This is a genomic window from Janthinobacterium sp. Bl 1 (genome assembly GCF_058215535.1).
In genome coordinates this window covers 2,685,426-2,710,505 of the sequence record NZ_CM177086.1, presented here as the reverse complement: position 1 = coordinate 2,710,505, position 25,080 = coordinate 2,685,426, and the positions used below count along the sequence as shown (strand labels likewise).

The following is a 25,080-nucleotide window of genomic DNA, read 5'->3' as shown; positions in this document are numbered from 1 at the left end:
CAAGATTCTTTTACCAGGAGACAAGCATGACAGCTGATTTCAACACCGGCCTCGGCAAAAACAGCGCCAACTACGCCGCCCTCACCCCGCTCGACTATATCGCCAGGGCAGCCGCAGTATATGGCAATCGCCTGGCAATTGCACATGGCGCCGTGCGCCAGACGTGGCGCGAGACGTATGCGCGCACGCGCCGCCTTGCGTCCGGCCTCATCAAACTTGGCGTGGGCACGGGCGATACGGTGGCCGTGATGTTGCCGAACACGCCCGCCATGGTGGAAGCGAGCTTTGGCGTCCCCATGGCTGGCGCCGTCCTCAATGCCTTGAATATCCGCCTCGACCTGGCCTCATTGACCTTTATGCTGCGCCATGGCCAGGCGAAAGTCTTGCTGGCCGACACGGAATTTGCGGAACTGGCGCGCCAGATGGCGGCGCAGATTCCCGGCTTGCGCGTGATCCAGGTCAATGACGTGCTGGGACCGGAGGTGGAAGCATTTTCCGACCTCGACTATGAAAGCTTGCTGGCCAGCGGCGACCCCGATTACGACTGGCAGCCGCCGGCGGACGAGTGGGACGCCATCGCTTTGAACTACACGTCCGGCACCACGGGCGATCCGAAAGGCGTCGTCTACCACCACCGCGGCGCGGCCCTCAATGCCCTGTCGAACATCCTGGAATGGGACATGCCCAAGCACGCCGTGTATCTGTGGACCTTGCCGATGTTCCACTGCAATGGCTGGTGCTTCCCGTGGACCGTGGCCGCGCGCGCCGGCGTGAACGTGTGCCTGCGCAAGTTCGAACCGAAGCTCGTGTTCGACCTGATGCGCGAATTGCGCATCACCCACTATTGCGCCGCGCCCATCGTGCACGCGGCCCTGGCCAACGCGCCCGCCAACTGGCGCGACGGCATAGCCTGGACCGTGCGCGGCATGGTGGCCGGTGCGCCGCCGCCGGCGGCCATGGTGGCAAAGATCGAAGCCATGGACTTTGACTTGATCCACTCGTATGGCTTGACGGAAGTGTATGGCCCGGCCGCCATCTGCGCCGAGCAGGACGAGTGGGCGGCGCTTGAGCAGGAAGAGCGGGCCGTATTGAAATCGCGCCAGGGCGTGCGCTACCACCTGCAAAGCGCCGTCGCCGTGCTCGATCCGGAAACGATGGAGCCTGTGGCAGCCGATGGCGAACAGATCGGCGAGATCATGTTCCGCGGCAATATCTGCATGAAGGGCTATCTGAAAAATGAAAAGGCGACGCTGGAAGCGTTCGCCGGCGGCTGGTTCCACACGGGCGACCTCGGCGTCATGTATCCGGACGGCTATATCAAGCTGAAGGACCGCAGCAAGGACATCATCATTTCCGGTGGCGAGAACATTTCCAGCGTGGAAGTGGAAGACGCGCTCTACCACCACCCGCAAGTGCTGGCCGCCGCCGTCATCGCCCAGCCAGACGAGAAGTGGGGCGAGACGCCGTGCGCCTTCGTCGAACTGCGCGAAGGCGGCACCGTGACGGAAGCGGAATTGATCGCCTTTTGCAAGAACAACCTGGCCGGTTTCAAGGTGCCGAAAGCCATTTATTTCGGTCCCCTGCCCCGCACGTCGACGGGCAAGATCCAGAAGTTCGAACTGCGCAAGCGCATGCAGTCGGACAAGGCCATCGACGTCTAGGCGCTTAACTGCCCTTGCCGCTCAGCCACGCCGGCTGCGCCACCATCAGGCGCGAGAAGCTGGCGATACTGGCCACGGCGGCGAACCCTGCCGCCAGGCACAGCGCATACGTCGTGCCCCGGCTGGCCGAAACGGTGAAGCAGTATGCGACCAGCGCCGCGCCCGTGGCTTGCCCGATCAGGCGCGACGTGGCCACCACGCCGCTGGCGCCGCCAGCCCGCTCGGGCGGCGCGCTGCCCATGATGGCTTTCAGATTGGGCGCCTGGAAAAAGCCGAAGCCGATGCCGCACAAGGCCATGCGCCAGCCGATGTCGAAGACGCTGGGGTGGGCCGGTATCCACACGAGTGTCAGCAAGCCGCCGGCCAGCGCCGCCAGGCCGATGCCGCCCAGCACGCTCGGCGAATACCGGTCGCTCAGGCGCCCGGCCACAGGCGCCATCACGGCCACCAGCACGGCCCATGGCGTCATCAGGAAGCCCGTCTCGACGGGTGAACGGCCCAGGGTCACTTCAAAATAGAATGGCAGAGACACAAACGCCAGCCCCTGCGCGGCAAACGTGCAGATGGCCGTCAGCGACGACAGCAGGAATAATGGACGGCGGAACAGGTCGATCGGCAGCATGGGCGCCGCGTGCCCCGCCTGGCGGCGCAGCAGCAAGACAAAGAAGACCGCCACGGCCACCAGTTCCGGCAGCAAGGTCGACAGGGCCGCGTGATGGGCCGCATCGCCAAACAACAGGATCAGCAAACCGAAGGCGCCCACGTTGTACAGCGCCGTGCGCGCATCGAGGATGTGGCCAGACAACTTGGTGGCCGGCAGCATGCGGCTGGCGAGGAAAAAACCGGCCACGCCCAGCGGCACATTGATGGCGAACAGCCACGGCCACGAGGCCGTCGCCAGGATCAGCGACGCGGCCGTGGGCCCGATGGCGAACGCGACGGCCACCACCAGCGCATTGTTGCCAAACGCGCGGCCCAGCAAATGTTTCGGGTACAGGGCGCGCAGCAGCGCCGTGTTGACGCTCATCATGGCGCTGGCGCCGACACCCTGGAACAGCCGCGCCACCACCAGCGACGGCAAGGACCAGGCCAGTGCGCAGGCGAGCGAGGCCAAGGTAAACAGGAACATGCCGGAGATAAACACGCGCCGGTAGCCGGCGATTTCACCGAGTGCGGAGAACGGCAGCAAGGTCGCCACCATGGCCAGTTGATAGACATTCACGATCCAGACGGAGGCGGCCGGCGTCGTGTGCAGCTCGCTGGCGATGGCCGGCAAGGCCGTGTTGGCAATCGCCGTATCGAGCGAGGCCATGCCCACGCCGATGGCCAGCGCCAGCATGGCCCATAAACGGGCGCCGGGCGGCAAGCCGTCCTCGCCTACCATGACGGCTTGCGTGTGCTGCTTCTGCATAAATACACTACCTGTTCATCTTGCTGATCCGGGCAATACACTAGCATGGATGGACGGACTCTGCCGGGCAGGCAAGCACCATCACTTCTGGCAGTCAATCACCTTGAAATCTTTCGAATAACAGATGCGCAATTCGCCCGAGTGCTTTTCATAGCCGAGCCAGCGGCCTTTCAGCTGTGGGTTGTGCTGCTTCATCCACTGGAACAGCTCATTCTTTGGCATGGTGGAATCCGGCAACTTCAAGGCCTGGAACAGTTCGCGTTCCTTCTCGAAATATTCCTTCGCCGTATCGAAATCGCAGGCGCCATGCTTTTCCCATTCGCCCTGCAGCAAGGCTTCGCCCGGCTGCATGCACATGTAGGGCAGGATGTCCGACGGCGCCAGTTTCGGCAAATTGCCCTTGCAGTAGCGCGGGTGCATGTCCGTCTTGCGCGGCGGCGTCACGGAAATGTCTTCGCACGTGGCAGGATTGTTCGACTGCGCCCACAGCCCATGCACGATCCAGCCGAACTGGTTGCTCTCGGCGCACTGGAAAGCGGCCTTCTTCGACACGGCGCCACGGCGGCGCTGGCTGTCGCAAAAGCCTGGCGACCACGACAGCGCCAGCATGAAGTAATCGGTGGGCACGTTGGTGCTTTGCTTGTAGCACGTGTTTTTCTCGTCCGACGGCTTGACGTCGTAATCGTAGTAACTGACGTTGCGCGGAATGGCGCAGCTGGCATCAGCCGCATGGACGGCGCCAGTGGACAGGCTGAGGAAAACGGCGGCCAGCGCGGGCAGGACAGAGTGAATTTTCATCATAATTCCTTCAAGATATAAAAACGCCGGCAACTGGGTGCCGGCGCGGTATCAATCAAACAAGCTGATCAGCAGACCTTGTGCATCCAGCCATGCGTATCGGCCGCCGTGCCATGCTGCAGACCCAGCAACGCTTCGCGCAGGGCCAGGGTGACGGCGCCGTTTTCATTGTTGTTGATCGTCATTTCAAAACCATTGGCCTTGGCCACGCCCACCGGCGTGATGACGGCGGCCGTGCCGCAGGCGAACACTTCCGTCATGCGGCCCGAGGCGATGTCGTCGCGCCATTGCTGGACGGACAATTTACGCTCTTCCGTCGCATAGCCGAGGTCTTTCGCCATTTCCAGCAGGCTGCGGCGGGTGATGCCTGGCAACAAGGTGCCCGTCAGCTCCGGCGTCACGACGGTGATCTTTTCGCCATCTTTGTAGACGAAGAACAAATTCATGCCGCCCATTTCCTCGATGAACTCGCGGTGCACGGCGTCCAGCCACACGACCTGGTCGCAGCCTTTCTCTTGCGCTTGCGACTGGGCCATCAGGCTGGCCGCGTAGTTGCCCGCGCACTTGGCTTCACCGGTGCCGCCCGGCGCGGCGCGCACGAAGTCTTCGCTGATCCACACGGTGACGGGTTTCACGCCTTTCGGGAAGTAGGCGCCGGCCGGCGAGGCGAACAGTACGAACAGGTATTCTTCCGATGGACGCACGCCCAGGTACGGGTCGGTAGCGATCATCAGCGGACGCATGTACAGGCTCTCGCCCGTGTTCTTCGGCACCCAGTTGCGGTCTTGCGCAATGAGCGCATCGCCCGCTTCCAGGAACAGCTCGACAGGAATGGCCGGCATGGCCAGGCGCGCGGCGCTGCGGTTGAAGCGCTCCGCGTTTTGTTCCGGGCGGAAAGTCTTGATGCTGCCGTCCGGCTGGGCAAACGCCTTGTAGCCTTCGAAGATGGCCTGGCCGTAGTGCAGGGACGAGGCGGATGGGTCCAGCATCAGCGGGCCGTAAGCCTTCAGTTCGCCCTGCTGCCACTTGCCGTCACGGTAAGGAATCACCACCATGTGGTCGGTGAAGATGCGGCCAAAGGCGGGATTGACCATGCGCGCGGCGCGCTCGGCGTCAGACAAGGGGTGGGCGGATGGAGTGACGACGAGATTCGGTGTGGAAGTGGTCATGGCAGCAATGGGAACTAGTGAACAGTATCCCTATTGTAGCGCCTATGACGCCCGATCAGGCAAACGGGGATGGCCCCCGCCCCGTGAGCACACGGCTCCATCATTTGCGAATGATTCTCGTTTGCGTTAAAATGTCAGCCTTCCTTCTTCCCGCCATGCCTGACGCACTGCATGGCGGCGCTATCGAAAGCCGCCATGACCACTTCCTCCCTCCCCCAGTTGCGCGCCAGCACCGACGCCGTGTCCGCAGTGCGCCAGCCAAGCGCCGCCCCGCAACAACGGCGCTGGCACTGGACCTGGAAGCAGGTATGGTTTCAATTGCACTGGTTCATCGGCATCACGGCCGGCACGGTGCTGGTGATCATTGGCCTGAGCGGCGCCACCCTGGCCTTCAAGGATGAGTTACTTGATGTCATGAACCCCGGCGTGCGCCATGTACCCATGGAAACGCGGGCGCCGCTGACACCGGCCCAGCTGAGCAACATTGCTGCTGCCGAACACGGCCAGCGCGTGGCGTCGATCACCATGTATGCGCAAGCGGGCGCGGCGCCACGGCTGTTCTTCGCGCCGAAGAACGGCCAGCGGCGCGGCGAGTCCATCTATGTGCATCCGTACACGGGCACGACTCAGCCTGCGCTGGCGGGGGCGGAATTTTTCGAGTGGACGGAGTCATTGCACCGCTGGCTGCTGCTGCCGCGCGATCCGGGGCGGCAAGTGGCGGGTGCGCTGGCCCTGTGCCTGCTGGGGTTAGCCCTGTCCGGCCTGTATCTGCGCTGGCCCCGCCGGCCGCTGGACTGGCGCACGTGGCTGACCTTCGATCCCGCCCTGAAGGGCCGCTCGTTTTTGTGGAATTTGCACGCCGTGGCCGGCACCTGGTGCCTGGTCGTCTACGTGGCCCTGACCTTGACAGGCATTTACTGGAGCTATGACGTGGTGCGCGACAATATCGATGCCTGGGCCGGCAAGCCGCCAAGGATGGCACAGGCGCCCGCGAAAAAAGGCGGCGGCAAGGAGAAAGCGCCCGCCGTCGACATCAGCCTGGCCTGGACCAGCTTCCAGCAGCACGCCGCCGGCTGGACCCTGGCCAGCGTGCGCCTGCCCACGCGCGCCGGCGAAGCCGTCCAATTCACGTGGCTGGCCAGCGATGCGCCGCACGAACGGGCGCGCAGCCGCATGAGCATTGCACCGGCCGACGGCACGGTCACGGAAAACGAGCCGTACGGCCAGCAGGGCCTCGGTGCGCGCCTCGTCAACATCATTTATCCGCTGCACATGGGCACGTATTTCGGCTTGCCGGGCCGCATCATCGTTACCTTGGCCAGCCTGGGCCTGCCCCTGTTCGCCGTCACGGGCTGGATGCTGTACCTGGGCCGCCGCAAGGCAAAACGGGCAGTGCAGGCGCAGCGCGCCATGCTGGGCGCCGGTGCGCCGGGCAAGACGGACACAGGTTTACCTACCCTCATCGCCTACGCCAGCCAGTCGGGCCAAGCCGAGCGCCTGGCCCTGGAAAGCGCGCGCGCCCTGCAGCAGGCCGGGGTCGCCGTCGACGTGCAGTCGCTGGACCGGTTTGACCCCGCGCAATTGCGCCAGTACGAACGGGCCCTGATCATCGCCAGCACCTTTGGCGAAGGCGAGGCGCCGGACGGCACGCGCCGCTTCGCGCGCCTGCTGCACGCAACATCGGGCACGCCGCTGGCGGGCCTGGAATTTGGCATGCTGGCCCTGGGCGACCGCCATTACAGCGCCTTCTGCGGCTTTGGCCATGCGCTGACGCAGCAATTGCAAGCGCTGGGCGCCACGCCCTTGTTCCCCTTGATCGAGGTGGACAAGCACGACCCCGCCGCCCTGGCCGACTGGTCCCGAGCGCTGGCCCGCTGCAGCGGCAGCGCCATCGACGCCATCGGCGTGCAGGAAGAAGCGTCGTATGCCGAGTGGCGCCTGGCGCGCCGCGTGCTGCTCAACCCTGGCAGCCAGGGTGGCGAACTGCATGAAATCACCTTGACGGGCCCTGCCGGCGCCACATGGGAAGCGGGCGCGCTGGCCGAAATCATCGCCTGCAATGCCGATGGCAGCGATGGCGATGCAGATAATGCGCACCACGCACCCCGCAGCTATTCGCTCGCTTCGCTGCCATCCGATGGTGAACTGCAATTGCTGGTGCGCCAGGAACGCCATGCGTGCATTGAGAACCAGGGATTTGGCGTCTGTTCCGGCTGGCTCACCCGCTTCGCCCCGCTGGACGCCCGCATCCGCCTGCGCCTGCAAGCCAATCCCGCCTTCGCGCCCGCCCTGGCCGACGTGCCCTGCATTTATATCGGCAACGGTTCCGGCTTGGCCGGCCTGCGTGCCCACTTGCGCGCGCGCCAGCGGGCGGGGCTGGCCCGCAACTGGCTGCTGTTCGGCGAGCGCCAGCAAGCTTTTGACAGCGTCTGCGGCGAAGAGTTGCAAGGCTGGCTAGACGCTGGCCACCTGGCGCGCCTGGACAGGGTCTTTTCGCGCGATGGCGAAACCCGGGAATACGTGCAAGACAGCCTGCGCGCCAACGCTGACGAGCTGCGAGAGTGGCTGGCGCAAGGCGCCATCGTCTACGTGTGCGGCAGTCTGCAAGGCATGGCGGCAGGAATCGATGCTGTACTGCAAGAAGTGCTGGGCCAGGAGGGCCTCGACACCCTGCTGGCGGCCGGACGCTACCGCCGCGACGTGTATTGATTTAGATCAGCCTGCCGTCCGCGCCGCCCGGCTATGTGGGCAGGCGCACGGTCAGCACCAGCCATCGGACTAGAGTGGAGGCATTCCCACCCACTGCCTGCGAGGCTAGCCATGAAAAATCCCTGGATGAGCATGTACCTGAGCGCCGCCAACCGCATCGCCAACACGGCGCGCGGCCACGCCACGGCCGCCGTCAAGCGCGAGGCGGCGAAAAATACGCGGCAGTTGACGCAAGTGTGGTTCGATTCCTTGCTGCCTCCCGCAGGCAAGCCACGGCGCAGCCGCAAGGCCAAATAGGCCCCTGGCAGCAGGCGAACTGGTGCAGTGCATCACAGCAATAAGTTGAAGTTACGACCAGATGAACTAAACTGCAAGCATGGTAGTACATAAGGAAGTGACCGGCAGACGCCGCATCCCCGCGCCGCCGCCGGGACACCGGGAGACGACCATGTTGACGCTCAAAGTGCTGGCCTGCCTTGCCCTGTCGGCCCTGATGCTTGCCCCCCTCGTGTTGAGGGATACGATGCAGCTGTCCGCCGGGCAGCAGTTGCAGGTGCCCAATGTCGATGCGCATGCCATGTGGAGCCATTGGCCTCGGCAATAAGACGCGTGGCTGAGAAAACACCGCTGACCGCGTTGCCGTGCCTCGTCGTACATTCGTACTGCCTTCGGCACGGCGCCTTGCCAGCGGCGTTTTTCAGCGGCGCTCGGTAACGCGGCGCATCGCTGAAACCGCTTTATTACGGAGGGGAAATTGGTTCCTACATCCATTTGTTTTTGCTTTGTTTTCCTCGCCCCCTCTTCACCATACTTTTGATCCAGGTCATGGATTTCCCTCTTCGCTGCGCCCACACTGGAACAGTCCGCTTCGCACCGCGACGGACTTAACCGGGAGCATCGGCATGGGTAAATCGCATTGGAAGGATGAGATGGCGCTGGGTGTTCCCGTCATCGACGAGGCGCATGAGGCGCTGTTTCAGGAGCTGGCGCGGCTGCAGCAGTTGGGCGACCAGCATTTCAGCGTGGCGTTTCGCGAGCTGATTGCGGCCGTCGAACGCGATTTCCGCGAGGAAGAGGATTTGATGGAACAAATCGCCTTTCCCTCGCTGGCCAACCACCGCGAACAGCATGCGCGCGTGCTCAGCGGCCTGCACCATGCCTGGGCCGCCGTCGATGAAGGCGACCTGGAACAGGGACGCCATGCGCTGTCGCTGTTGCCGCAATGGCTGATCTTCCACCAGGCCACCATGGACCTGGCCCTGGCGGCGGCGCTGGAACTGGTGCAGCGCCAGCCCAACTAGCCTCTACAGCAGCAGCACCGTCGCCTGCTCGGGCATGACCACGCGGTAGTGTCCCGGGTATTTGTCTTCGCCATCGAAAATCTTGCAAAACACGGGCTGGTTGATGTCGTTGACGGCCGCCTCGTTCATGGGCAAGGTGGCGATCAGCTGCTCGCCATCCATCAACTGCAAGGCGCTGCCCCGCTCGGCCGCGCAAAAGGCCAGCGATTGCACGTCGCTGGCGAACGGCCGCTTGTACCACGGCGTGATGGCCCGCACGGCGCGCCGCGCGTCGCGCAAGACTTGCCCCACGCGCGTGACGTTCCACGCATCGCGCGCCACGGCGGGCTGCAGGACGATATTCGCCGTCAGCTCGCCCCTGCCCTTGTTCACCAGGAAAGTGCCATCCTGCGCGGCGATATCGTCATTGAGAGGCACGACAAACACGCCGCCGTCCGATACCTTGATCGGCATGGGCGCGCCATTGCCTTGCAAGGCCACGCGCACGTCGTCGATGGTAGCGCTCAGCTTGGCAGGAATCAGGCGCAGGGCCATGACCACGCTGCCGCTCGACACTTGCCACACTTTCCTGGCCGTCAGATAGCTTTCGCGGTAAGCCGTGAAGCGCACGCGCGGCGCCTTGGCGTCGCTGCTGGCCGTGATCGTCACCGTTTGCGCAGGCAAGGCCTCTTCCTCTGGCGCGGCGCGCGTTACCGGGGCAACAGGTGGCGATATGACGGCGGCGGCGGGCGGCACGCTGGCGCTCTGCAGCGGCGCGGGAACAGCCGGCGGCGTCGCGTGTTCCTGAGCCTGGCCCAGCGACACGACACACAACCATCCGGCACAAGCGATCCATGTACGCATGCATTTCTTTCAATGAGGAAAATATTTTGTCAGCGCGTGCATTATCGCAGAAGGCCAGACCTTACGCCGCCATGGGCTTCTGCACGGTTTTGGTGCGCACGCTTGATTATTTGGCAAATACCACCTATATTGATAATGATTCCTATTCAAGAAATTGACGGGAATCGCGCGCCCTTCCTTTCCACTGCCCGTCCGCGCCGGGCCTTGCGGTGGAACTGCTATCCAAGCCAGACCACGGGCCAGCGTCACGCCATCCCCCCAGCTACTGCGCACCTCGCCAGACGAGATAGGAACACTCACGACTAAAAATATTCCAGGAAAATGATGCAATCAACGACAGTCTCCTCTTCTTCGCGCCAGCCCGCCTTGCGCCCCCTCCCCCGTCTGTTACACCTTGCCCTGCTGAGCCTCGCCGCCGGCGTGGCCCTGCCGGCACAGGCCGCCGATGTCGCCGCGGCCGACGTCACCATGCCGGCCGTCACCGTGCTGGGCCAGTCGGCCGCGACGACGGAAGGCACGCAGTCGTACACGGCAGGCGAAGCGCGCAGCGCCACGCGCATGGAGCTGACCTTGCGCGAAACGCCGCAATCGGTCAGCGTCATCACGCGCCAGTTGCTCGACGACCTGGGCGCCGTGCGGCTGGACCAGGCGCTGGCGCAGACGACGGGTATCCAGGTGGGCCAGAACGACACGGAGCGCACGCGGTTTTATGCGCGCGGCTTCGGCATCAACAATCTCCAGATCGACGGCATGGCGCGCGGCGGCAATGCACCGCTGCAAGACACGATTTTGTACGACCGCATCGAAGTCGTGCGCGGCGCCACGGGCTTGATGGGCGGCACGGGCGACCCGTCGGCCACCATCAACATGATACGCAAGCGGCCCACGAAGGAGTTCCAGGCCAGCGCCGGCCTGATCATGGGCCGCTGGGATGACCAGCGCTTCGAAGCCGACCTGTCCACGCCGCTGAACGCGGAGGGCAGCGTGCGGGCGCGCACGGCCCTGGCCTGGCAAAAACGCGATTCCTACCTGGACATGTATCACGAGCGCAAGACGGTCGGCATGGTCATCGTCGAGGCGGACTTGCGCCCCGGCACCCTGCTGACGGCCGGCGTCGACTTCCAGGACAACAAGCCCACAGGCGCCACTTGGGGCGCCGTGCCTTACTGGAATGCGGATGGCAGCCTGGCGAACTTGCCGCGCAACACCAGCCTTACGACGCCATGGAGCACCTGGGCCAACAAGCAGCACACGCTGTTCACGTCGCTGGACCAGCGCCTGCCCGGCAACTGGAATATGCACCTGGGCTACGCGCGCACGGAAAGCACGAACCGCACCACCGTCGCCTATGCGGGTGGCGGCCATCCAGACCCGGCCACGGGCGCAGGCATGCTCCTGTGGACGGGCGCCTATGGTCCGGGCAAGACTACCAACGACAATTTCGACCTGTACGCCAGCGGCCCGTTCACCTTGCTGGGGCGCAAGCACACGGCCATCGTCGGCTGGAACGGCGGCAACCAGCGCGCCCGTTCGCTGGGAGGCGATGCGGACATCGATTACCCGGCCTTCGTTCCCGATTACCGCAGCTGGACGGGCAACATTCCCCGCCCCGTCTTCCATCCGGACGGCTCGCACTCGGAAACCGTCACGCGCCTGACGGGCGGCTATGTCGCCACGCGTTTGAGCCTGGCCGATCCGCTGCACGTCATCATCGGCGCGCGCACGAGCACTTATCGCACGGACACGCGCAATTACGATACGCGCGGCGTACACACGGACAATAGCGACTTTGCCGAGACGCGCAATGAAGTGACGCCCTATGTGGGCGCCGTGTTCGACATCAACAAGCAGTATGCGGCCTACGCCAGCTTCACGCAGCTGTTCAACCCGCAATCGAGCAAGGACCGCAACGACAAGTTTTTGCCGCCGGAAACGGGCGACAACGCGGAACTGGGCATCAAGGGCGAATTCTATGAAGGCAAGCTGAACGCATCGGCCGCCCTGTTCCACACGAAGAAAAAGAATCTGGCGGAACTCGACCGCACGGTGCCGCCCGGCTTCTTGCTGCCCGACGGCGGCCAGGCCATGGTGGCCAACGGCAAGGGCGTGACGGCCAAGGGCGTCGAGTTCGACGTTGCCGGCCAGATCACGCCCGCCTGGGAAGCGAGCGGCGGCTATACCTATCTGCACGCGGCCGAGGCCGATGGCCGCCGCGCCGCCACCACGCAGCCGCGCCATTTGCTGCGCCTGGCCACCAGCTACCGTTTCGACGGCAAGCTGGCCGGCTTGAGGGCGGGCGCCAGCATGACGGCGCAAAGCGCCACCTACAGCGAATCGTGGTATGGCCGCCCGCCATCGAACGCGATCACAAACATCCCGCAAGCCGGCTACGCGCTGGTCAACGCCATGGCCAGCTACGCGCTCAACCGCCACGCCAGCGTGCAGCTGAACGTGAACAACTTGCTCGACAAAAAGTACTACCGCAACGTGGGCTTCTTCGATGGCGTGTTCTGGGGCGAACCGCGCAACATCAGCCTTTCTGTGCGCACGGCGTTTTAAATAATTTCGTGCACCAGTGCCTGCACTGCGGACGGGTCCAGCAAGGGACCGCCCACGGGCGCCAGCACGGCGGCGGCGACTTGTTCGAAGGCGCGCTGGCCGGCCGGCAAGTCGCTGGCGACCAGGCGCAGCGCGCCGTCGAGCTGCGCGGCGATGGCGGCGTCAAATGTCTGCAGGCGCCGGAACAAATGCTTGCCGCCGCCGCTCCATTCGCCGGCCGCGCGCAAGCGCAAGTCGGCCAGCGCCTCATACAGCTGGCAAGCGACGGCCAGCGCCTCGCCCGGGTGCGTGCTGTCGACCAGGTCTTCCAGCGCGGTGGTGGTGGCATAGCGGCGGCGCTGCAGGTTTTCCACGTCGAGCACGGGCGGCCCGGCCGTATCGATGGCGTGCGCCAGCGCATGCAGCCGGGCGTAGGCATCGCCGGCAGCGACGATGTTTTCCCCTTCGACCACCATCATCGCCAGCGGCACCGTGCCGCGAGGCGCATCCATCTCATGGCAAAAATACGTGAACGTGGCCATGTCGTGCCCGAACAGTTCCACCGTGCGTCCTTCGGCCACGAGCGTGTCGCGCCAGGCGCAGTCGACGTGGTCGAACAGCAGCAGCAAGTCGATATCGGAAGTGGCCGTTTGCCGGCCCGTGGCGAACGAGCCGCCGATGATGGCCGCCGTGGCCGAGGGATAGCGTTCGTGCACCAGCCGCAGGGCAATCGCGCGGATGGCGTCATAAGTGGGGATCGTCGTCAAAGCCTGTGCTCCATGCCGAAAACGCCATCCTACACGCAATATGCGGCATGCCGCCATCCTGCTACACTGGCGCCATCTGACCGAGGAACAAACATGGAATACGACTGCATCGTGGTGCCCTCGCCCGTGGGCGAGCTGACCCTGGTGGCGCGCGGGGAAGCCCTGACCGCCATCCTGTGGGAAAACGACAAGCCGAACAGGGTGCGTCTGGGCGCGATGCGCGTCGATGACGGTTGCGCCGTGCTGCAGGAAACGGCGCGCCAGCTCGCTGAATATTTCGCCGGCACGCGCCAGCAATTCGACGTGCCGCTCGACTTTGCCGGCACGCCATTCCAGCAGGAAGTGTGGCGCGCGCTGCTGACGATACCGTACGGCCAGACGCGCAGCTATGGCGAGATCGCGCGCCAGATCGGCCGCCCCGCCGCCGTACGCGCGGTGGGCGCCGCCAACGGCAAGAATCCCATCTCCATCATCGCCCCCTGCCACCGGGTCATCGGCGCCACGGGCGAGTTGACGGGCTTTGCGGGCGGCCTGCATGCCAAGGAAACCTTGTTGGCGCTGGAAGGCATTTCCCTGTCCAGCGACCGCGAAGCGCTGAAGACGGGCCATGCCCGGCGCCGCGCTGTTCAAATAGATACGGCGCAAGGCTGTCTGTTTTAGGCTGCGGCATGGCGTCCCTTGTGGGATACTCACGCCCTTCGCTCAAGCAAACACATCCTATGCCCTACCTTGTCATCCTGTTCTTTGTCGTTCTGTATTTACTGGCCACGTTCTTTTTCCACATCCCCGTCCTGGTCGCCCTCGTGTATGGCGTGCTGAGCCTGAGCTGCTTCGTTGCCTATGCGATCGACAAGTCGGCCGCCAAAGAGGGCCGCTGGCGCACGTCGGAGCGCACCTTGCTGCTGCTGGGCTTATTGTGCGGCTGGCCCGGCGCCGTACTGGCCCAGCAATGGCTGCGCCACAAATCCAGCAAGCGCTCGTTCCGGGTACTGTTCTGGCTCACGGTCGCCATCAATATCGGGGCCTTCGTGTATTTCAGCATGCATTACGCGGCGCCCGATATCGGCACGGAAGTCGCACCGATCGAGCTGTAGACCTATCAACGCGAAAATGTAACAGTTATTGCGGCGCGTTGTAGGTGAAAAGCTCGCCTGTCAGAATATCAACATATCCGGCAATCAACCTAATTCATCGACACGGGAAAGCACTTTTCGACCATGCGCACTTTGCAAATCCACAATTTCTACTTGTTCCGCCTTGCTGTTGCGATTTGTTTCGCAATCACCTTGGCCGGCTGCACAAGCTATCGCTATATTCCTCCGGATTCGGATGCGGGCCGTCAATGCGTGACGAGCTGCGGGACCAATCAGCAAATATGCATTGCCGGCAAAGAGCAGATTGCGGCGAGCCAGGCACAGGCTTGCGAAATGCGCAACACCAGTACCGTTTCCATCTGCCTGGCCGTGGCGAAAACAGATGCGGACCGCGAACTATGTGCGAAGAAACGCCAATATTGTTCATCCAGCGCATCGACATGGCAATGCGACTCCGACTACAGAGCTTGCTATACGCAGTGCGGCGGCAGGATCGAGGAAAGCCAATAAACGGCCGGAAGGCATATGCCGCTTAACAAGACGCCGGCGCGGCCGGCTAGCTTCGTCTAGTTACTCGCCCAGCAAGCGCAGCGATTCCAGCCAGTCGGCCTTCCATTCGCGCAGCAACGGTTGCGTGGCGAAGGCCTTTTTCAGATGCGCCATCGGCACGCGGTGCACGTCGTGCAAACCGAATGCCAGGGTCACCGGATGCCACAGGTGGCTATTCTTGCCGCCGCGCGAATTCTTGCGCACGCGCGCGCCATCGTCGCCAAAGATACCCACGCCACTGGCCAGCCCCTGCTCCAGGTCGACCTTGCCCACGCCGGCAAAGGCGATCAGAATCTGCTCGCGCCCCAGGCCCTTCAGGGCGCTGGGCAGAGCGACGGGTGCCTTCTCCGCTTCCGCTTCGGCCGGCTGCGGGTGCTGCAAGTCCTTGAGCAAACGCAACAGATCGCGCTCCTGGAAATGCAAGCCGTCCAGCGGCACGCGCAGTCCCGGCGCCTTCAGTTCGATGGCGATATTGCTTGAATCGCGCGTAAAACGCAGCCACACGTCATCGGCGCCCGAAGCCAGGTGCTGCTTGTCGCCGATGAACACGACGGGCGCCGCATAGCGCGTCACGCCGTCATGGAACAGCTCGGCCCACGCTACACTGTAATCGAGCCAGACGTACGGCAAGCCGCCCTGCTCCAGCAGACGCGCCAGGGTCCACGGCGTGCCCGTCTGTTGCGCCAGCCAGGCACAGGCGTCAAGTGCGGTAGCGCGATATGGCAGGGAAAGGGAGGTCATGGCGGTTCCATCGATAAAAGTGGAGCGCAGTGTAGCAGACGCCGCCATCTTCGCTTCGGCAGGCGCATCCGGCGCGCCATTCCTGCACGATGTGCTAGGCTGGAAACAGCAGCACGCGCCACGGCCACCTCGGCAGCGTGGCGCACCACCGCGAGGAGATCATCATGCATTCGAGCACCAACGCCGCCACCGCACCCGCCCCGCCGCCTGAGCGCGATTCACCTACGCCGGCCAACGAAAGCCACGCCGAGGAAATCCTCGATGAAGCACTGAAGGAAAGCTTTCCGGCCAGCGACCCGATTGCCATTGCAACACCCAAACCGCCGAGCAAGCCACCTGCCGGTAGGTCGTTAGCCGACGACACCACCGTCGCGGTCAACAATATTGTCGGATTACGCGCTTGCGCGCCTCGGCGGCCCCGCTAATCCGACCTACCTCCCCACCGCCAGCAACCCGTCCGCCAGCCCGTAGGTCGGCTTAGCGCGCAGCGCGTAAGCCGACGACGCCACCTTTCCCAGCTTGCGATGACAGCAGCCTTTTTGTTATGCCTGCACCACATCCAAATGACGCTCCCGTGCGTAGATGGCTATGCCATCACCTGATTTGTTACCACGCGGAAAGGGAAAGCCATGCAGCATTACAGCAAAAAGACGGATCCCATGGACCAGCGCCTGTACCTGGCCCAGCGCATCGACCGTGCCGATGCGCGCCTGCGGCGGCTGAACGAGGCGCTGGCCGATGCGGCGGCGCGCGAACGCTGTGCACGCTGGATTACCGCCTGGGCCGTGGCGGCGGGTGCCGACGCGCCGCGCGGCATGAAACTGCGCATCCGTGGCGAATTCATCTTGCTGTAGCAAGCAAAAAAAGCCCCGCCGGGCATTGCACCAGGCGGGGCTGTTCAGTCCGTACTGCGGCCAGTTGAACTAGTCGCGGTACTGCTCGGGCGTCGTGTCGCCATCGGCGATTTCATACCACATCGCATTGAGTACGGCGAAGGTCGCTGCCAGCGGCAGACCCAGTATCCAGGCGAAATACCACATAGTTAATTCCTTTCGTAAAATCTTAGTAGGCGTGACCGCTGTCGTCGTTGATGGCTTTTTCATCAACCTTACCCCACAGCACTTTATACACCCAGGTCGTGTACGCCACTATGAGGGGAATGAAGACGGCCGTGACGACCAGCATGATGAACAGGGTCATGTGGCTGGACGAGGAATCCCACACCGTCAGGCTGGCGCGCGGGTCGATCGACGATGGCAGGATGAACGGGAACATGGCCGCGCCCACGCTGAGGATGATGCCGGCGATGCTGGCCGCGCTGGCCAGCAAGGCGGGCACTTCGCGGCGCGCACGCAACAAGGCGAACGCCAGCAAGGGGCCGAGCAAGCCCAGCGCAGGGGCGATCCAGGTCCATGGATGGGCGGCAAAGTTGAGGAACCAGGCGCCCACGTGCACTTGCGCCGTTTTCAGCATCGGGTTCGATGGACCGTCGACGACGACGGCGCTGGTGATGCGGTAGCCATCGACCCACAGCCACAGGGCCAGGCCGGCCAGCGCATACAGCACGACGGTGGCGATTGCCGCCACGCTGCCGTAGCGGCGCGAGCGTTCAGCCACGGCACCGTCCGTTTTCACTTGCAGCCAGGTGGCGCCGTGCATCACCAGCATGGCCACCGAGACGAGGCCGCACAGCAAGGCGAACGGGTTGAGCAGCGCAAAGAAACTGCCGTCATAGAAGATGTGCATGTCCGACGAGAAACGGAACGGCACGCCTTGCAGCACGTTGCCAATCGCCACGCCGCTGATCAGGGCCGGCACGAAGCCGCCCACGAACAGGGCCGCATCCCAGCGGGCGCGCCAGCGCGGATCTTCGCGCTTGCTGCGGAACTTGAACGCCACGGGACGCACGATCAGCGCCACGAGGATGACGAACATGGCCAGGTAAAAGCCCGAGAACGAGACGGCGTACAGCTGCGGCCAGGCGGCAAAGATGGCGCCGCCACCGAGGATCAGCCACACCTGGTTGCCTTCCCACACGGGGCCGATACTGTTGATGATGACTCTGCGCTCGAGGTCCGTCTTGCCGGCGAACGGCAGCAAGATGCCCGTGCCCAGGTCGAAGCCGTCCGTGATGGCAAAGCCCACCAGCAAGATGCCGATCAGCAGCCACCAGATCAGGCGCAGGGTTTCATACGAAATCATTTCATGCAAAATCATGGTCTGGTCCTCCTCAGGCGCGTTGAGTATGAATGGCTGTGGCCGCTGGCGCGGGGGCCGGTGCCGTCTCTTCCGGCCCCTTGCGGATGGCCTTGAGCATGAGCTTCATTTCGATAATCAACAGCACGGTGTAGATGGCGGCAAAGCCGGCAATAGTGATGAGCAAGGTCGTCGCGCCCAGGTTAGAGACGGCCACGGCCGTCGGCAGCACGCCTTCGATGACCCACGGCTGGCGGCCCACTTCAGCCACGATCCAGCCCGCCTCAATGGCCACCCACGGCAGCGGGATGGCGAACACGGCCAGCTTCAGCAGCCAGCGGTGCTTGTCCAGCGTACGGCGCGTCGACAGCACGAAGAACGTGCCGGTCAACAGGATAAAAAACATGCCCAGGCCCACCATCACGCGGAAGGACCAGAACAATGGCCCCACGGGCGGCACGGTATCGAGCGCGGCCTTGCGGATCTGCTCGGGCGTGGCCTGGCGCGGATCGTCGACATAGCGTTTCAGCAGCAAGGCATAGCCCATGGACTGCCCTTTCGACTCGAACACGTCCTTCGCGTCCTGCGGCACGGGCGCTCCCGGCGCCACCCTGCGGATGGTTTGCAGCGCGTCATACGCCTTGATGCCATCCTGGATCAGCAGTTCGCCGCGGTCGACCAGTTGCTCGATGCCGGGAATTTCCGTCGTCAGCGAACGCGTGCCAATCAATCCCATCACCATCGGGATGTGCACGGCGTAATGCGTCTCGCGCGCTTTCGCGTCGGGGAAACCGATGGCCGTAAAGGCGGCCGGGGCAGGCTCCGTCGTCCACATGGCCTCGATGGCGGCCAGTTTCATCTTCTGATGTTCCGACGACAGATAGCCGCTTTCATCGCCGAGCACCACCACCGACAAGGTGGCGGCCAGGCCGAACGAGGCGGCCACCGTCATCGAGCGCTTGGCCAGCTGCACGTGGCGGCCCTTCAGCAGATACCAGGCGGAAATACCGAGCACGAAAATCGATGCTGCCGTGTACCCGGCCGACACCGTGTGCACGAATTTCGCCTGCGCTACCGGGTTCGTCAGCACGGCACCGAAATCCGTCACTTCCATGCGCATGGTCTGCGGATTGAAGGCCGCGCCAACGGGATTTTGCATCCAGCCGTTGGCGATCAGGATCCACAGGGCCGAGAAGTTCGAGCCGATGGCCACCAGCCAGGTCGTGACCAGATGGCCCCGCTTCGACAGCTTGTCCCAGCCGAAGAAAAACAGGCCGACGAAGGTCGCTTCCAGGAAGAAAGCCATCAAGCCTTCGATGGCCAGCGGCGCGCCGAAAATGTCGCCCACATAATGGCTGTAATAGCTCCAGTTCATGCCGAACTGGAATTCCATGACGACACCCGTTGCCACGCCCATGGCGAAGTTGATGCCGAACAAGACACCCCAGAACTTGGTCATGTCGCGCCAGATGGGACGGTTCGTCATCACGTAGACCGTCTCCATGATGGCGAGCAGCACTGACAGGCCTATCGTCAGCGGAACAAATATAAAGTGGTACAGAGCTGTCAGCGCGAACTGCAGTCTGGATAAAGCGACAATATCGAAGTCCATATGATTTCCTTGGTGTTACCCTACTGTGTGTAAACTTGCTACCTTTCCAATACTGACCGGTTGCCCGTCAGTCCCCCCGCAAGCCCGCCAGAGCAGTCTCGAAGGCATCCGTGCCACGCCGTGCATCGCCCACGATACGGCCATCGCGCAGGCTGACCAGCCGGTCCGCCAGCGCCGCTTCGCGCCGCAAGTGGGTTGCGATCAGCAAGCTGCGCCCGGCGCTGCGGGCCCGCAGGCGCTGCAAGACGTCAATCGCCGTCTGCGCATTGAGCGCTTCCGTCGCTTCGTCCAGCAGCCACAAGGTCGATTCATGCAGGAACAGCCGCGCCAGCGCCAATCGCCGCGCCTGGCCGCCGGACAAGCCCAGACCGCCCTCGCCCAGCATGGTGTCGAGGCCGCCCGCAAACGCGCGCACCTCGTCGTCCAGGCCAGCCGATTGCAGCGCTTCCCACAGCTGTGCATCGCTGGCGGACGGGTCGGCCAGGCGCAGGTTGTCGCGCAAGCTGTCCTGGAACAATTCCGTCTTCTGCGTAAACAGGCAGGCGCGCGGCGCGGCCACCGTGCCCGACAAGGGCGCCAGTTCGCGCGCGGCGATGGCCAGCAAGGTGGACTTGCCCGCGCCACTGGGGCCGATCAAGGCGACGCGCTCGCCATCGGCGATGTGCAGCGATACGTCATGCAAGATGGCATTATTGCTGCCCGCATGCGCGGCGCTGACGTGTTCCAGGCGCAAGCCCGGTGCGCTATCAGCCGGCGGCGCAGCGATCTCTTCAACATCGAGGCGCGGCGCCAGACGCCGTACGGCCAGCAGCATGCGCCCCGCTTCCAGCGCGCCGCGGCGCAGTCCGGCAAACGGCTCCACGGCCGTCAAGGCGATCAGCAAGGCCAGGGCCGCCAGCGGCAAACTCATCGTTTGCTGTTCCACCAGCGCGGCCACGGCCAGCAGCACGCCAGCAAGAGTCGCGCTGCCGGCCACGCCATATGCGGCGCCGGCCGCCGTCTCGAGGCGCAGCAGGGCAAAATCGGCTTGCGCCAGCGAGCGGTCGATCTGCCCCAGCGCCGCGCAGTGGGCGTCGATGCGGCCCGCCATCACGAGGTCCGTTTGGCCCGCCACCAGGTCGATGGTGCCGGAACGCAGTTTTTCGATGGCGCGCGAGCGCACGATGGCGGGACGGCGGGCGCCACGCGCCACAAGCCAGCTGATGCCGCCACCGGCGGCCAGCAGCCACACGGCCAGGCCCAGGCCCAGCTGCCACTGCATGACGCCCAGCGCCACCCCGGCCAGCAAGGCCGCGCACAGGGCCGTGAAGGCGGGCACGAGCAGGCGCAAGTACAGCGATTCGAGCGCGTCGATATCGGCCGTCAAGCGGAACAGCAGCTTGGCGGGCTGGCGCAGCAAGCGGCTGGCCGCTTCCGGACGCGACCAGCCACGGAACAGGTGCACGCGGATGCTGGCCAGCGCGGCGAACGTGGCGTCGTGCGTGACGAGCCGCTCCGCATAGCGCGAACCCGTGCGGCCGATGGCCAGCAGGCGGATGCCGGCCGACGGGCCGAAGACGTCGAAGACGATGGCCGTCGAGGCGTGCAAGCCGGCAATCGACGTGGCCGTGATAAACCAGCCGGACAAGCCCAGCAAGGCCATGCCGGCCACCGCCGTCAGGGCCGCCAGCAAGGCGCCCACGATCAGCTTGCGGGGCTGGGCCAGCAGCAATTGCCGCAGGACGGGGTTCAAGCCAAGTGAGTTTTTCATGCGCGCAACTCCTGCACTTGGGCATGCGCATCGACCTGCACTGTGCGCTGCAGCCGGCCCGCCAGCACGGGGTCGTGCGTGGCGACGATCATCGTCTTGCCCTTCGCCAGTGCCAGCAGGGCGTCCGTCACGCGCGCCGCCGTTTCGCTGTCCAGGTGGGCCGTCGGTTCATCGACCAGCAGCAAATCCGCATGCGGATGCAGGGCCACGCGGGCCAGGGCCAGGCGCACGGCTTCGCCGCCGGACAAGCCCTGGCCGCCATCGCTGAGCATGACGGCCGGCTGCGCCTGCGCCACCTTGGCCAGGTCGGCCAGGTGCAGCGCCTGCGTTACCTGCGCGGCGTTCGCCCCCACGCGGCCCAGGGTCACGTTCTGGCTGACGGAAGCGGCAAACACGTGCGGACGCTGGCCCATCCACGCCATGCGCTGGCGCAAGGTATTAACGGTGCTGTCGGTCAGGCGCACGCCGCCAATGCGGATGTCGCCGCCGCTGGCGGGCAGCAAGCCGGCCAGCAGGGACAGCAAGGTGGTCTTGCCGGCGCCGCTGGCGCCCAGCAGGGCCACGTGCTCGCCGGCATGCACGGACAGGTCGAAGCCGTCGAACACGGGCGCCTCGCCGGGATGGGCAAAGCGCAATTGCCGAAGTTCCACGGCGGGCGCCGCCGCCACGGCCATGGCGGCGGCGGAAACGGCCGCGACTTCCACGCTGGCGCCAGGCAGGGGCACGCCATCAGCCGCCAGGTCGTGCAAACCGGCCAGGCCCGCTTCGCCAGCCGCCTTGTCGTGCCAGACGGCGGCCAGTTCGCGCAGCGGTTCGAAGAACGCGGGGGCCAGCAGCAGGATGAACAAGCCCTGCCCCAGGCTCAGCTCGCGGCCCCAGGTGCCGAAATTGATGCTGCCCAGCAGAGAGAAACCGATGAAGGCCGCCACCATGGCCACGCCGAGCGCGGAAAACAGTTCCAGCACGGCCGACGACAAAAAGGCGATGCGCAGCACCACCATCGTGCGCCGGCGTACGGATTGCGACGAGGCATCGAGCCGTTCGGCCGTGGCGTCGACGGCGTCGAGCGCGCGCAAGGTGGCCAGGCCGCACAGGCGGTCCAGCAGGAAGGCATTCATGCTGCCCATTTCCACCATCTGCGCGCGGCTGGCCGCTTGCGCGCCCATGCCGACGAGGGCCATGAAGACGGGAATCAAGGGGGCGGCGATGAGCAGGATCAAGGCGGCGATCCACGACAGCGGCGTCACCACGGCGAGGATCACGAGCGGCACGAGCATCACTTTCCAGCGCGCAGGCTTGTAGCGCACCAGATACGGCACGATGGCTTCGGCCTGCTCGGCGATGACGCTGGCCGCCTGGCCCGACTGGGCACGCTGGCGGTCCAGCGGCGAACGCTGCGCCAGCGCCTGCGCCACTTGCGCGCGCAAGGTGGACAGGTGTGCGCGCGCCGCCGCATACATGCGCCGCGCGCCCCACGCTTCGCAGCCGGCGCGCAGCACGCCCAGCAGCAGCACGCCAGCGGCCGGCAGCAGGGCCGCGCGCCAGGGTGCGCCGCCCTGCATGGCTTGCACGGCCCAGGCCAGCAAAGCCGCTTGCGGCAACCACAGCAAGGCGGCGCCGCCTTGCGCCAGGCTGGGGAGACGGGGAAGAATAAAGCGGGGCAAGGACAAGGGCGTGGTCGGCATCTTTTATACTTCTTGAGTTTTCAGAATTTTCTGTAAATTCGATATTTTGTATAATACTGCGAAACATGACATATATCAATTGACCCCACCAGTATGGCGTGAAAAAATTCAGATAATTATGAAAACTCAACATATCCAAATGACGCCGCTGATCCTGACCTTCGTCAGCCATTTCGGCGAGATGGGCAGCCGCTGGGGCTTCAACCGTACAGTGGGGCAAGTGTACGCCTTGTTATTTGTCGCGGAGCACCCTTTGCACGCGGATGAAATCGCGGAGCACCTGAGTTTTTCACGCTCGAACGTGAGCATCGGCCTCAAGGAACTGCAGGGCTGGGGCTTGATCCGCCAGTCACGCATCCCTGGCGACCGGCGCGAATATTTTTCCTCGCTGGGCGATGTGTGGCAAATCTTCCGCGTGGTGGCCGCCGAGCGCCGCCGCCGCGAAGTGGCGCCTACCCTGACGGTGCTGCGCGAATCGCTGCTGGCGCCGGCCACGGAACCCGTGGATCAATATGCGCAGGAACGCATGCGCGAAATGTATGAACTGGTCGACCTGGCCAATACCTGGTTCGACGACTTGCAGCGCCTGTCGCCCGAATCGATGGCGCAGCTGATGAAAATGGGCGCCAAGGTACAAAAGTTGCTCAACGCTAAGGATCGCCTGTTTGGCGTCAGCAACAACAACGACTGAAGCACCCGCCTCCCCCCTCCCAAAAAAGCCGAGACGCCGCTAGCACAAGCTGGCGCGTCTTGTCACGCCATTTCCTGACGTCATGTTGTCTGTCGTTAACACAAGCGGACATAGCCGTATGCGATGTTGTCAACAAAACCAATAGTATTATTTAAATTGTATTAATTTATATCAAGAGTAAGCTTGCATTTGCGTACTCGCTACGCAGAAGAACTAGATAAAAACGGGCAATGGGATGACTTCCCCGGTATGCAGGGACGCCTCCCAACACTATGAAGCGACTGTCTCAAGCACAAGGGGATTTTCATGAAAAGCATAAAGAGCATTGCCATCAGGGCATCCATGCTGGCCGCAATGACCGTACTGGCAAGTGCGGCCCAAGCCGCCACTTGGGTGGATGTGGGCCCGGCCAGCGGTTTCGTCATCGCCGGCAGCACCGTCACTTATTCGCCATCGCCGGCACTGCAGGTGAAATATTATGACGATAATCTCGTGCCACAGGATCCCTCGGACATCCAGGGTTATATCAATGGCGTGTTCGGTACCAGCCTGGGCACCGCCGTGTCGTTTTGCGAAAGCGCCACTGCGGGCTGCACAGCCGGAACGACAGCGGGCGTGAGCGGCGGCGTCAATTCGTATACGAGCGCGGCCGCCTATGATTACCTGGCCATCCACTTCGGCCAGGGCGAACTGGTGTTCCACTGGGCCGCTCCCGTGGCTGCCGGCACCACCTTCACGATCTCGGGCCTGCCCAAGGACCTGAGCAACTACAGGGCCTTCATTTCCGCCGTGCCGGAACCTGGAACCTATGCCATGCTGCTCGCCGGCTTGGGCCTTCTGGGCTTTATGGCACGCCGTCGCCAGGGAAAGTAAGCCTCATCTGCGGCAGCGGCGCACCGGCGCCCGCTGCCGCCCTCAACGCCAGCGGCCTGTTTGGCCTGTTTACGCCGCGCTTGCGGCGAAAGTCCCGCTTTTTACACTATCTTTAGACGCCCCTCGCTATGCTCGACGGCATCCACTGCTGACCGACGAGGGAGTACTCATGCATGAACAACCGTTTCAGCCACGCGCGCGCAGCGTGATCCGCCAGCACCTGCCCGTGCGGGAACGGCTGCGCCTGGCCCGACTGGCCAACAGAAAAATCATTTCGGCATGCTCGGCGCTGCTGTGCGCGGCGCCGCTGTTGTATTTGCTGAGCGTGGTGCTGTTTGCGCAGCCGTGACACGGCTTGCAGGCGAGCGATGAACAGAGATGAAGAGTGATGGCAATGCGACAGGCTGTCGCATGCATGGCCAGCATGAGCTGGTCCGCCCAGAGGGAATCGAACCCCCATTCACGGTTTAGAAGACCGTTGTCCTATCCGTTGAACGATGGGCGGAAGGTGCAGTATTTTAATCCATGCGCGCCAGCAATGAAATGCCAGCGCGAAATAGAAAACGGGCTGTCATTTCTGACAGCCCGCTTATGACTTTGGTCGGAGTACAAGGATTCGAACCTTGGACCCCCTGGTCCCAAACCAGGTGCGCTACCGGGCTGCGCCACACTCCGAAGACAAGATAATAACG

25 protein-coding genes and 2 tRNA genes are annotated in these 25,080 nt (G+C 64.0%); 14 read left to right on the top strand and 13 right to left on the bottom strand.

All coding sequences use genetic code 11. The annotated features are described in order from the left end of the window. The first annotated feature begins 26 nt into the window (after window positions 1–26). Window positions 27–1,661, top strand: a complete 1,635-nt coding sequence (locus AC4BCN_RS12355) for an acyl-CoA synthetase (protein ID WP_490493413.1) — start codon at window positions 27–29, stop codon at window positions 1,659–1,661. Window positions 1,662–1,665: 4 nt separating this feature from the next. Here AC4BCN_RS12355 and AC4BCN_RS12350 read toward each other — a convergent pair whose 3' ends face one another. The 3 genes from AC4BCN_RS12350 to AC4BCN_RS12340 all read right to left on the bottom strand — a co-directional run bounded on the left by AC4BCN_RS12350 (window position 1,666) and on the right by AC4BCN_RS12340 (window position 5,039). After that, window positions 1,666–3,072, bottom strand: coding sequence for an MFS transporter (locus AC4BCN_RS12350; RefSeq protein WP_490493412.1), 1,407 nt, complete (start codon window positions 3,070–3,072; stop codon window positions 1,666–1,668). Between the two features lie 81 nt (window positions 3,073–3,153). Further along, window positions 3,154–3,870 (bottom strand): ribonuclease T2 family protein, encoded by a 717-nt coding sequence (locus tag AC4BCN_RS12345; protein ID WP_436482013.1) that lies wholly within the window; start codon window positions 3,868–3,870, stop codon window positions 3,154–3,156. A gap of 68 nt (window positions 3,871–3,938) precedes the next feature. Continuing rightward, window positions 3,939–5,039 (bottom strand): branched-chain amino acid aminotransferase, encoded by a 1,101-nt coding sequence (locus AC4BCN_RS12340; protein ID WP_139092487.1) that lies wholly within the window; start codon window positions 5,037–5,039, stop codon window positions 3,939–3,941. 195 nt (window positions 5,040–5,234) lie between these two features. On the opposite strand from AC4BCN_RS12340, the gene AC4BCN_RS12335 reads away from it, so the two are divergent. The 4 genes from AC4BCN_RS12335 to AC4BCN_RS12320 all read left to right on the top strand — a co-directional run bounded on the left by AC4BCN_RS12335 (window position 5,235) and on the right by AC4BCN_RS12320 (window position 9,049). Then, window positions 5,235–7,748: a PepSY domain-containing protein gene (locus tag AC4BCN_RS12335; RefSeq protein ID WP_490493411.1), complete on the top strand. Its 2,514-nt coding sequence runs from the start codon at window positions 5,235–5,237 to the stop codon at window positions 7,746–7,748. Window positions 7,749–7,859: 111 nt separating this feature from the next. Beyond that, on the top strand, window positions 7,860–8,045 hold the full coding sequence (locus AC4BCN_RS12330; RefSeq protein WP_100427032.1) for a hypothetical protein: 186 nt from the start codon (window positions 7,860–7,862) through the stop codon (window positions 8,043–8,045). A gap of 151 nt (window positions 8,046–8,196) precedes the next feature. After that, window positions 8,197–8,352 (top strand): hypothetical protein, encoded by a 156-nt coding sequence (locus tag AC4BCN_RS12325; RefSeq protein WP_161781522.1) that lies wholly within the window; start codon window positions 8,197–8,199, stop codon window positions 8,350–8,352. Window positions 8,353–8,650: 298 nt separating this feature from the next. Continuing rightward, a complete protein-coding gene (locus AC4BCN_RS12320) occupies window positions 8,651–9,049 on the top strand; it encodes a bacteriohemerythrin (RefSeq protein ID WP_070304367.1) in 399 nt (132 codons plus the stop codon). Window positions 9,050–9,052: 3 nt separating this feature from the next. On the opposite strand, the gene AC4BCN_RS12315 is transcribed toward AC4BCN_RS12320, so the two are convergent. After that, on the bottom strand, window positions 9,053–9,892 hold the full coding sequence (locus tag AC4BCN_RS12315; RefSeq protein ID WP_490493410.1) for a hypothetical protein: 840 nt from the start codon (window positions 9,890–9,892) through the stop codon (window positions 9,053–9,055). 324 nt (window positions 9,893–10,216) lie between these two features. Here AC4BCN_RS12315 and AC4BCN_RS12310 point away from each other — a divergent pair, with 324 nt between their 5' ends. Next, a complete protein-coding gene (locus AC4BCN_RS12310; RefSeq protein WP_490493409.1) occupies window positions 10,217–12,451 on the top strand; it encodes a TonB-dependent siderophore receptor in 2,235 nt (744 codons plus the stop codon). Here the strand turns inward: AC4BCN_RS12310 and AC4BCN_RS12305 are convergent. Then, complete coding sequence (locus tag AC4BCN_RS12305; protein ID WP_490493408.1) at window positions 12,448–13,197, bottom strand: nucleotidyltransferase domain-containing protein; 750 nt, start codon at window positions 13,195–13,197, stop codon at window positions 12,448–12,450. The genes AC4BCN_RS12310 and AC4BCN_RS12305 overlap by 4 nt on opposite strands. A 93-nt stretch (window positions 13,198–13,290) precedes the next feature. Between AC4BCN_RS12305 and AC4BCN_RS12300 the strand changes: the two genes are divergently transcribed. The 3 genes from AC4BCN_RS12300 (at window position 13,291) to AC4BCN_RS12290 (ending at window position 14,801) form a co-directional block, all read left to right on the top strand. Beyond that, entirely contained in the window at window positions 13,291–13,857 is a 567-nt protein-coding gene (locus AC4BCN_RS12300) for a methylated-DNA--[protein]-cysteine S-methyltransferase (protein ID WP_128139698.1), read from the top strand. Between the two features lie 59 nt (window positions 13,858–13,916). Continuing rightward, window positions 13,917–14,291, top strand: a complete 375-nt coding sequence (locus AC4BCN_RS12295) for a DUF1294 domain-containing protein (RefSeq protein WP_139092482.1) — start codon at window positions 13,917–13,919, stop codon at window positions 14,289–14,291. A 123-nt stretch (window positions 14,292–14,414) separates the two neighbouring features. Continuing rightward, on the top strand, window positions 14,415–14,801 hold the full coding sequence (locus AC4BCN_RS12290) for a hypothetical protein (protein ID WP_139143464.1): 387 nt from the start codon (window positions 14,415–14,417) through the stop codon (window positions 14,799–14,801). 60 nt (window positions 14,802–14,861) lie between these two features. Here the strand turns inward: AC4BCN_RS12290 and AC4BCN_RS12285 are convergent, their stop codons facing one another. Continuing rightward, on the bottom strand, window positions 14,862–15,581 hold the full coding sequence (locus AC4BCN_RS12285) for a hypothetical protein (protein WP_490493407.1): 720 nt from the start codon (window positions 15,579–15,581) through the stop codon (window positions 14,862–14,864). Window positions 15,582–15,745: 164 nt separating this feature from the next. Here AC4BCN_RS12285 and AC4BCN_RS12280 point away from each other — a divergent pair, with 164 nt between their 5' ends. Together AC4BCN_RS12280 and AC4BCN_RS12275 are read left to right on the top strand one after the other, a co-directional pair. Then, entirely contained in the window at window positions 15,746–16,006 is a 261-nt protein-coding gene (locus AC4BCN_RS12280; protein ID WP_490493406.1) for a hypothetical protein, read from the top strand. 204 nt (window positions 16,007–16,210) lie between these two features. Further along, a complete protein-coding gene (locus tag AC4BCN_RS12275; RefSeq protein ID WP_034757471.1) occupies window positions 16,211–16,435 on the top strand; it encodes a hypothetical protein in 225 nt (74 codons plus the stop codon). A gap of 69 nt (window positions 16,436–16,504) precedes the next feature. Here the strand turns inward: AC4BCN_RS12275 and cydX are convergent, their stop codons facing one another. The 5 genes from cydX to cydD all read right to left on the bottom strand — a co-directional run bounded on the left by cydX (window position 16,505) and on the right by cydD (window position 22,824). After that, window positions 16,505–16,621 carry a cytochrome bd-I oxidase subunit CydX gene (gene cydX / locus AC4BCN_RS12270; protein ID WP_034757467.1) on the bottom strand — a complete coding sequence of 39 codons (117 nt, stop codon included), beginning with the start codon at window positions 16,619–16,621 and terminating at the stop codon, window positions 16,505–16,507. Between the two features lie 22 nt (window positions 16,622–16,643). Further along, window positions 16,644–17,798: a cytochrome d ubiquinol oxidase subunit II gene (gene cydB / locus AC4BCN_RS12265; RefSeq protein ID WP_490493405.1), complete on the bottom strand. Its 1,155-nt coding sequence runs from the start codon at window positions 17,796–17,798 to the stop codon at window positions 16,644–16,646. 13 nt (window positions 17,799–17,811) lie between these two features. Further along, the gene (locus tag AC4BCN_RS12260) at window positions 17,812–19,389 is read right to left on the bottom strand and encodes a cytochrome ubiquinol oxidase subunit I (protein WP_490493404.1); all 1,578 of its coding nucleotides are present in this window, start codon (window positions 19,387–19,389) and stop codon (window positions 17,812–17,814) included. Window positions 19,390–19,456: 67 nt separating this feature from the next. Further along, window positions 19,457–21,139, bottom strand: a complete 1,683-nt coding sequence (locus tag AC4BCN_RS12255; RefSeq protein WP_490493403.1) for an amino acid ABC transporter ATP-binding/permease protein — start codon at window positions 21,137–21,139, stop codon at window positions 19,457–19,459. Further along, window positions 21,136–22,824 carry a thiol reductant ABC exporter subunit CydD gene (gene cydD / locus AC4BCN_RS12250; RefSeq protein WP_490493402.1) on the bottom strand — a complete coding sequence of 563 codons (1,689 nt, stop codon included), beginning with the start codon at window positions 22,822–22,824 and terminating at the stop codon, window positions 21,136–21,138. Before cydD ends, AC4BCN_RS12255 begins: the two co-directional genes overlap by 4 nt. Window positions 22,825–22,963: 139 nt before the next feature. Here cydD and AC4BCN_RS12245 point away from each other — a divergent pair, with 139 nt between their 5' ends. The 3 genes from AC4BCN_RS12245 to AC4BCN_RS12235 all read left to right on the top strand — a co-directional run bounded on the left by AC4BCN_RS12245 (window position 22,964) and on the right by AC4BCN_RS12235 (window position 24,737). Continuing rightward, window positions 22,964–23,515: a GbsR/MarR family transcriptional regulator gene (locus tag AC4BCN_RS12245; RefSeq protein ID WP_175560510.1), complete on the top strand. Its 552-nt coding sequence runs from the start codon at window positions 22,964–22,966 to the stop codon at window positions 23,513–23,515. A gap of 306 nt (window positions 23,516–23,821) precedes the next feature. Then, window positions 23,822–24,388, top strand: coding sequence for a PEP-CTERM sorting domain-containing protein (locus tag AC4BCN_RS12240; RefSeq protein WP_490493401.1), 567 nt, complete (start codon window positions 23,822–23,824; stop codon window positions 24,386–24,388). 169 nt (window positions 24,389–24,557) lie between these two features. Next, window positions 24,558–24,737 carry a hypothetical protein gene (locus AC4BCN_RS12235; protein ID WP_034757449.1) on the top strand — a complete coding sequence of 60 codons (180 nt, stop codon included), beginning with the start codon at window positions 24,558–24,560 and terminating at the stop codon, window positions 24,735–24,737. An 81-nt stretch (window positions 24,738–24,818) separates the two neighbouring features. Here the strand turns inward: AC4BCN_RS12235 and AC4BCN_RS12230 are convergent. Both AC4BCN_RS12230 and AC4BCN_RS12225 read right to left on the bottom strand, forming a co-directional pair. Continuing rightward, window positions 24,819–24,893, bottom strand: a tRNA-Arg gene (locus tag AC4BCN_RS12230). Between the two features lie 93 nt (window positions 24,894–24,986). Continuing rightward, window positions 24,987–25,063: transfer RNA gene (locus tag AC4BCN_RS12225), tRNA-Pro, on the bottom strand. Window positions 25,064–25,080 lie beyond the last annotated feature (17 nt).

Coding starts and splice junctions, on each gene's coding strand:
- AC4BCN_RS12275 (WP_034757471.1), top strand. CDS start 16,211: ATGCAGCATTACAGCAAAAAGACGGATCCCATGGACCAGCGCCTGTAC.
- AC4BCN_RS12260 (WP_490493404.1), bottom strand. CDS start 19,389: ATGGACTTCGATATTGTCGCTTTATCCAGACTGCAGTTCGCGCTGACA.
- AC4BCN_RS12280 (WP_490493406.1), top strand. CDS start 15,746: ATGCATTCGAGCACCAACGCCGCCACCGCACCCGCCCCGCCGCCTGAG.
- AC4BCN_RS12325 (WP_161781522.1), top strand. CDS start 8,197: ATGTTGACGCTCAAAGTGCTGGCCTGCCTTGCCCTGTCGGCCCTGATG.
- AC4BCN_RS12345 (WP_436482013.1), bottom strand. CDS start 3,870: ATGAAAATTCACTCTGTCCTGCCCGCGCTGGCCGCCGTTTTCCTCAGC.
- AC4BCN_RS12350 (WP_490493412.1), bottom strand. CDS start 3,072: ATGCAGAAGCAGCACACGCAAGCCGTCATGGTAGGCGAGGACGGCTTG.
- cydB (WP_490493405.1), bottom strand. CDS start 17,798: ATGATTTTGCATGAAATGATTTCGTATGAAACCCTGCGCCTGATCTGG.
- AC4BCN_RS12285 (WP_490493407.1), bottom strand. CDS start 15,581: ATGACCTCCCTTTCCCTGCCATATCGCGCTACCGCACTTGACGCCTGT.
- AC4BCN_RS12335 (WP_490493411.1), top strand. CDS start 5,235: ATGACCACTTCCTCCCTCCCCCAGTTGCGCGCCAGCACCGACGCCGTG.
- AC4BCN_RS12295 (WP_139092482.1), top strand. CDS start 13,917: ATGCCCTACCTTGTCATCCTGTTCTTTGTCGTTCTGTATTTACTGGCC.
- AC4BCN_RS12310 (WP_490493409.1), top strand. CDS start 10,217: ATGCAATCAACGACAGTCTCCTCTTCTTCGCGCCAGCCCGCCTTGCGC.
- cydD (WP_490493402.1), bottom strand. CDS start 22,824: ATGCCGACCACGCCCTTGTCCTTGCCCCGCTTTATTCTTCCCCGTCTC.
- AC4BCN_RS12355 (WP_490493413.1), top strand. CDS start 27: ATGACAGCTGATTTCAACACCGGCCTCGGCAAAAACAGCGCCAACTAC.
- AC4BCN_RS12240 (WP_490493401.1), top strand. CDS start 23,822: ATGAAAAGCATAAAGAGCATTGCCATCAGGGCATCCATGCTGGCCGCA.
- AC4BCN_RS12315 (WP_490493410.1), bottom strand. CDS start 9,892: ATGCGTACATGGATCGCTTGTGCCGGATGGTTGTGTGTCGTGTCGCTG.
- AC4BCN_RS12330 (WP_100427032.1), top strand. CDS start 7,860: ATGAAAAATCCCTGGATGAGCATGTACCTGAGCGCCGCCAACCGCATC.
- AC4BCN_RS12320 (WP_070304367.1), top strand. CDS start 8,651: ATGGGTAAATCGCATTGGAAGGATGAGATGGCGCTGGGTGTTCCCGTC.
- AC4BCN_RS12245 (WP_175560510.1), top strand. CDS start 22,964: ATGACGCCGCTGATCCTGACCTTCGTCAGCCATTTCGGCGAGATGGGC.
- AC4BCN_RS12235 (WP_034757449.1), top strand. CDS start 24,558: ATGCATGAACAACCGTTTCAGCCACGCGCGCGCAGCGTGATCCGCCAG.
- AC4BCN_RS12340 (WP_139092487.1), bottom strand. CDS start 5,039: ATGACCACTTCCACACCGAATCTCGTCGTCACTCCATCCGCCCACCCC.
- AC4BCN_RS12290 (WP_139143464.1), top strand. CDS start 14,415: ATGCGCACTTTGCAAATCCACAATTTCTACTTGTTCCGCCTTGCTGTT.
- AC4BCN_RS12255 (WP_490493403.1), bottom strand. CDS start 21,139: ATGAAAAACTCACTTGGCTTGAACCCCGTCCTGCGGCAATTGCTGCTG.
- cydX (WP_034757467.1), bottom strand. CDS start 16,621: ATGTGGTATTTCGCCTGGATACTGGGTCTGCCGCTGGCAGCGACCTTC.
- AC4BCN_RS12300 (WP_128139698.1), top strand. CDS start 13,291: ATGGAATACGACTGCATCGTGGTGCCCTCGCCCGTGGGCGAGCTGACC.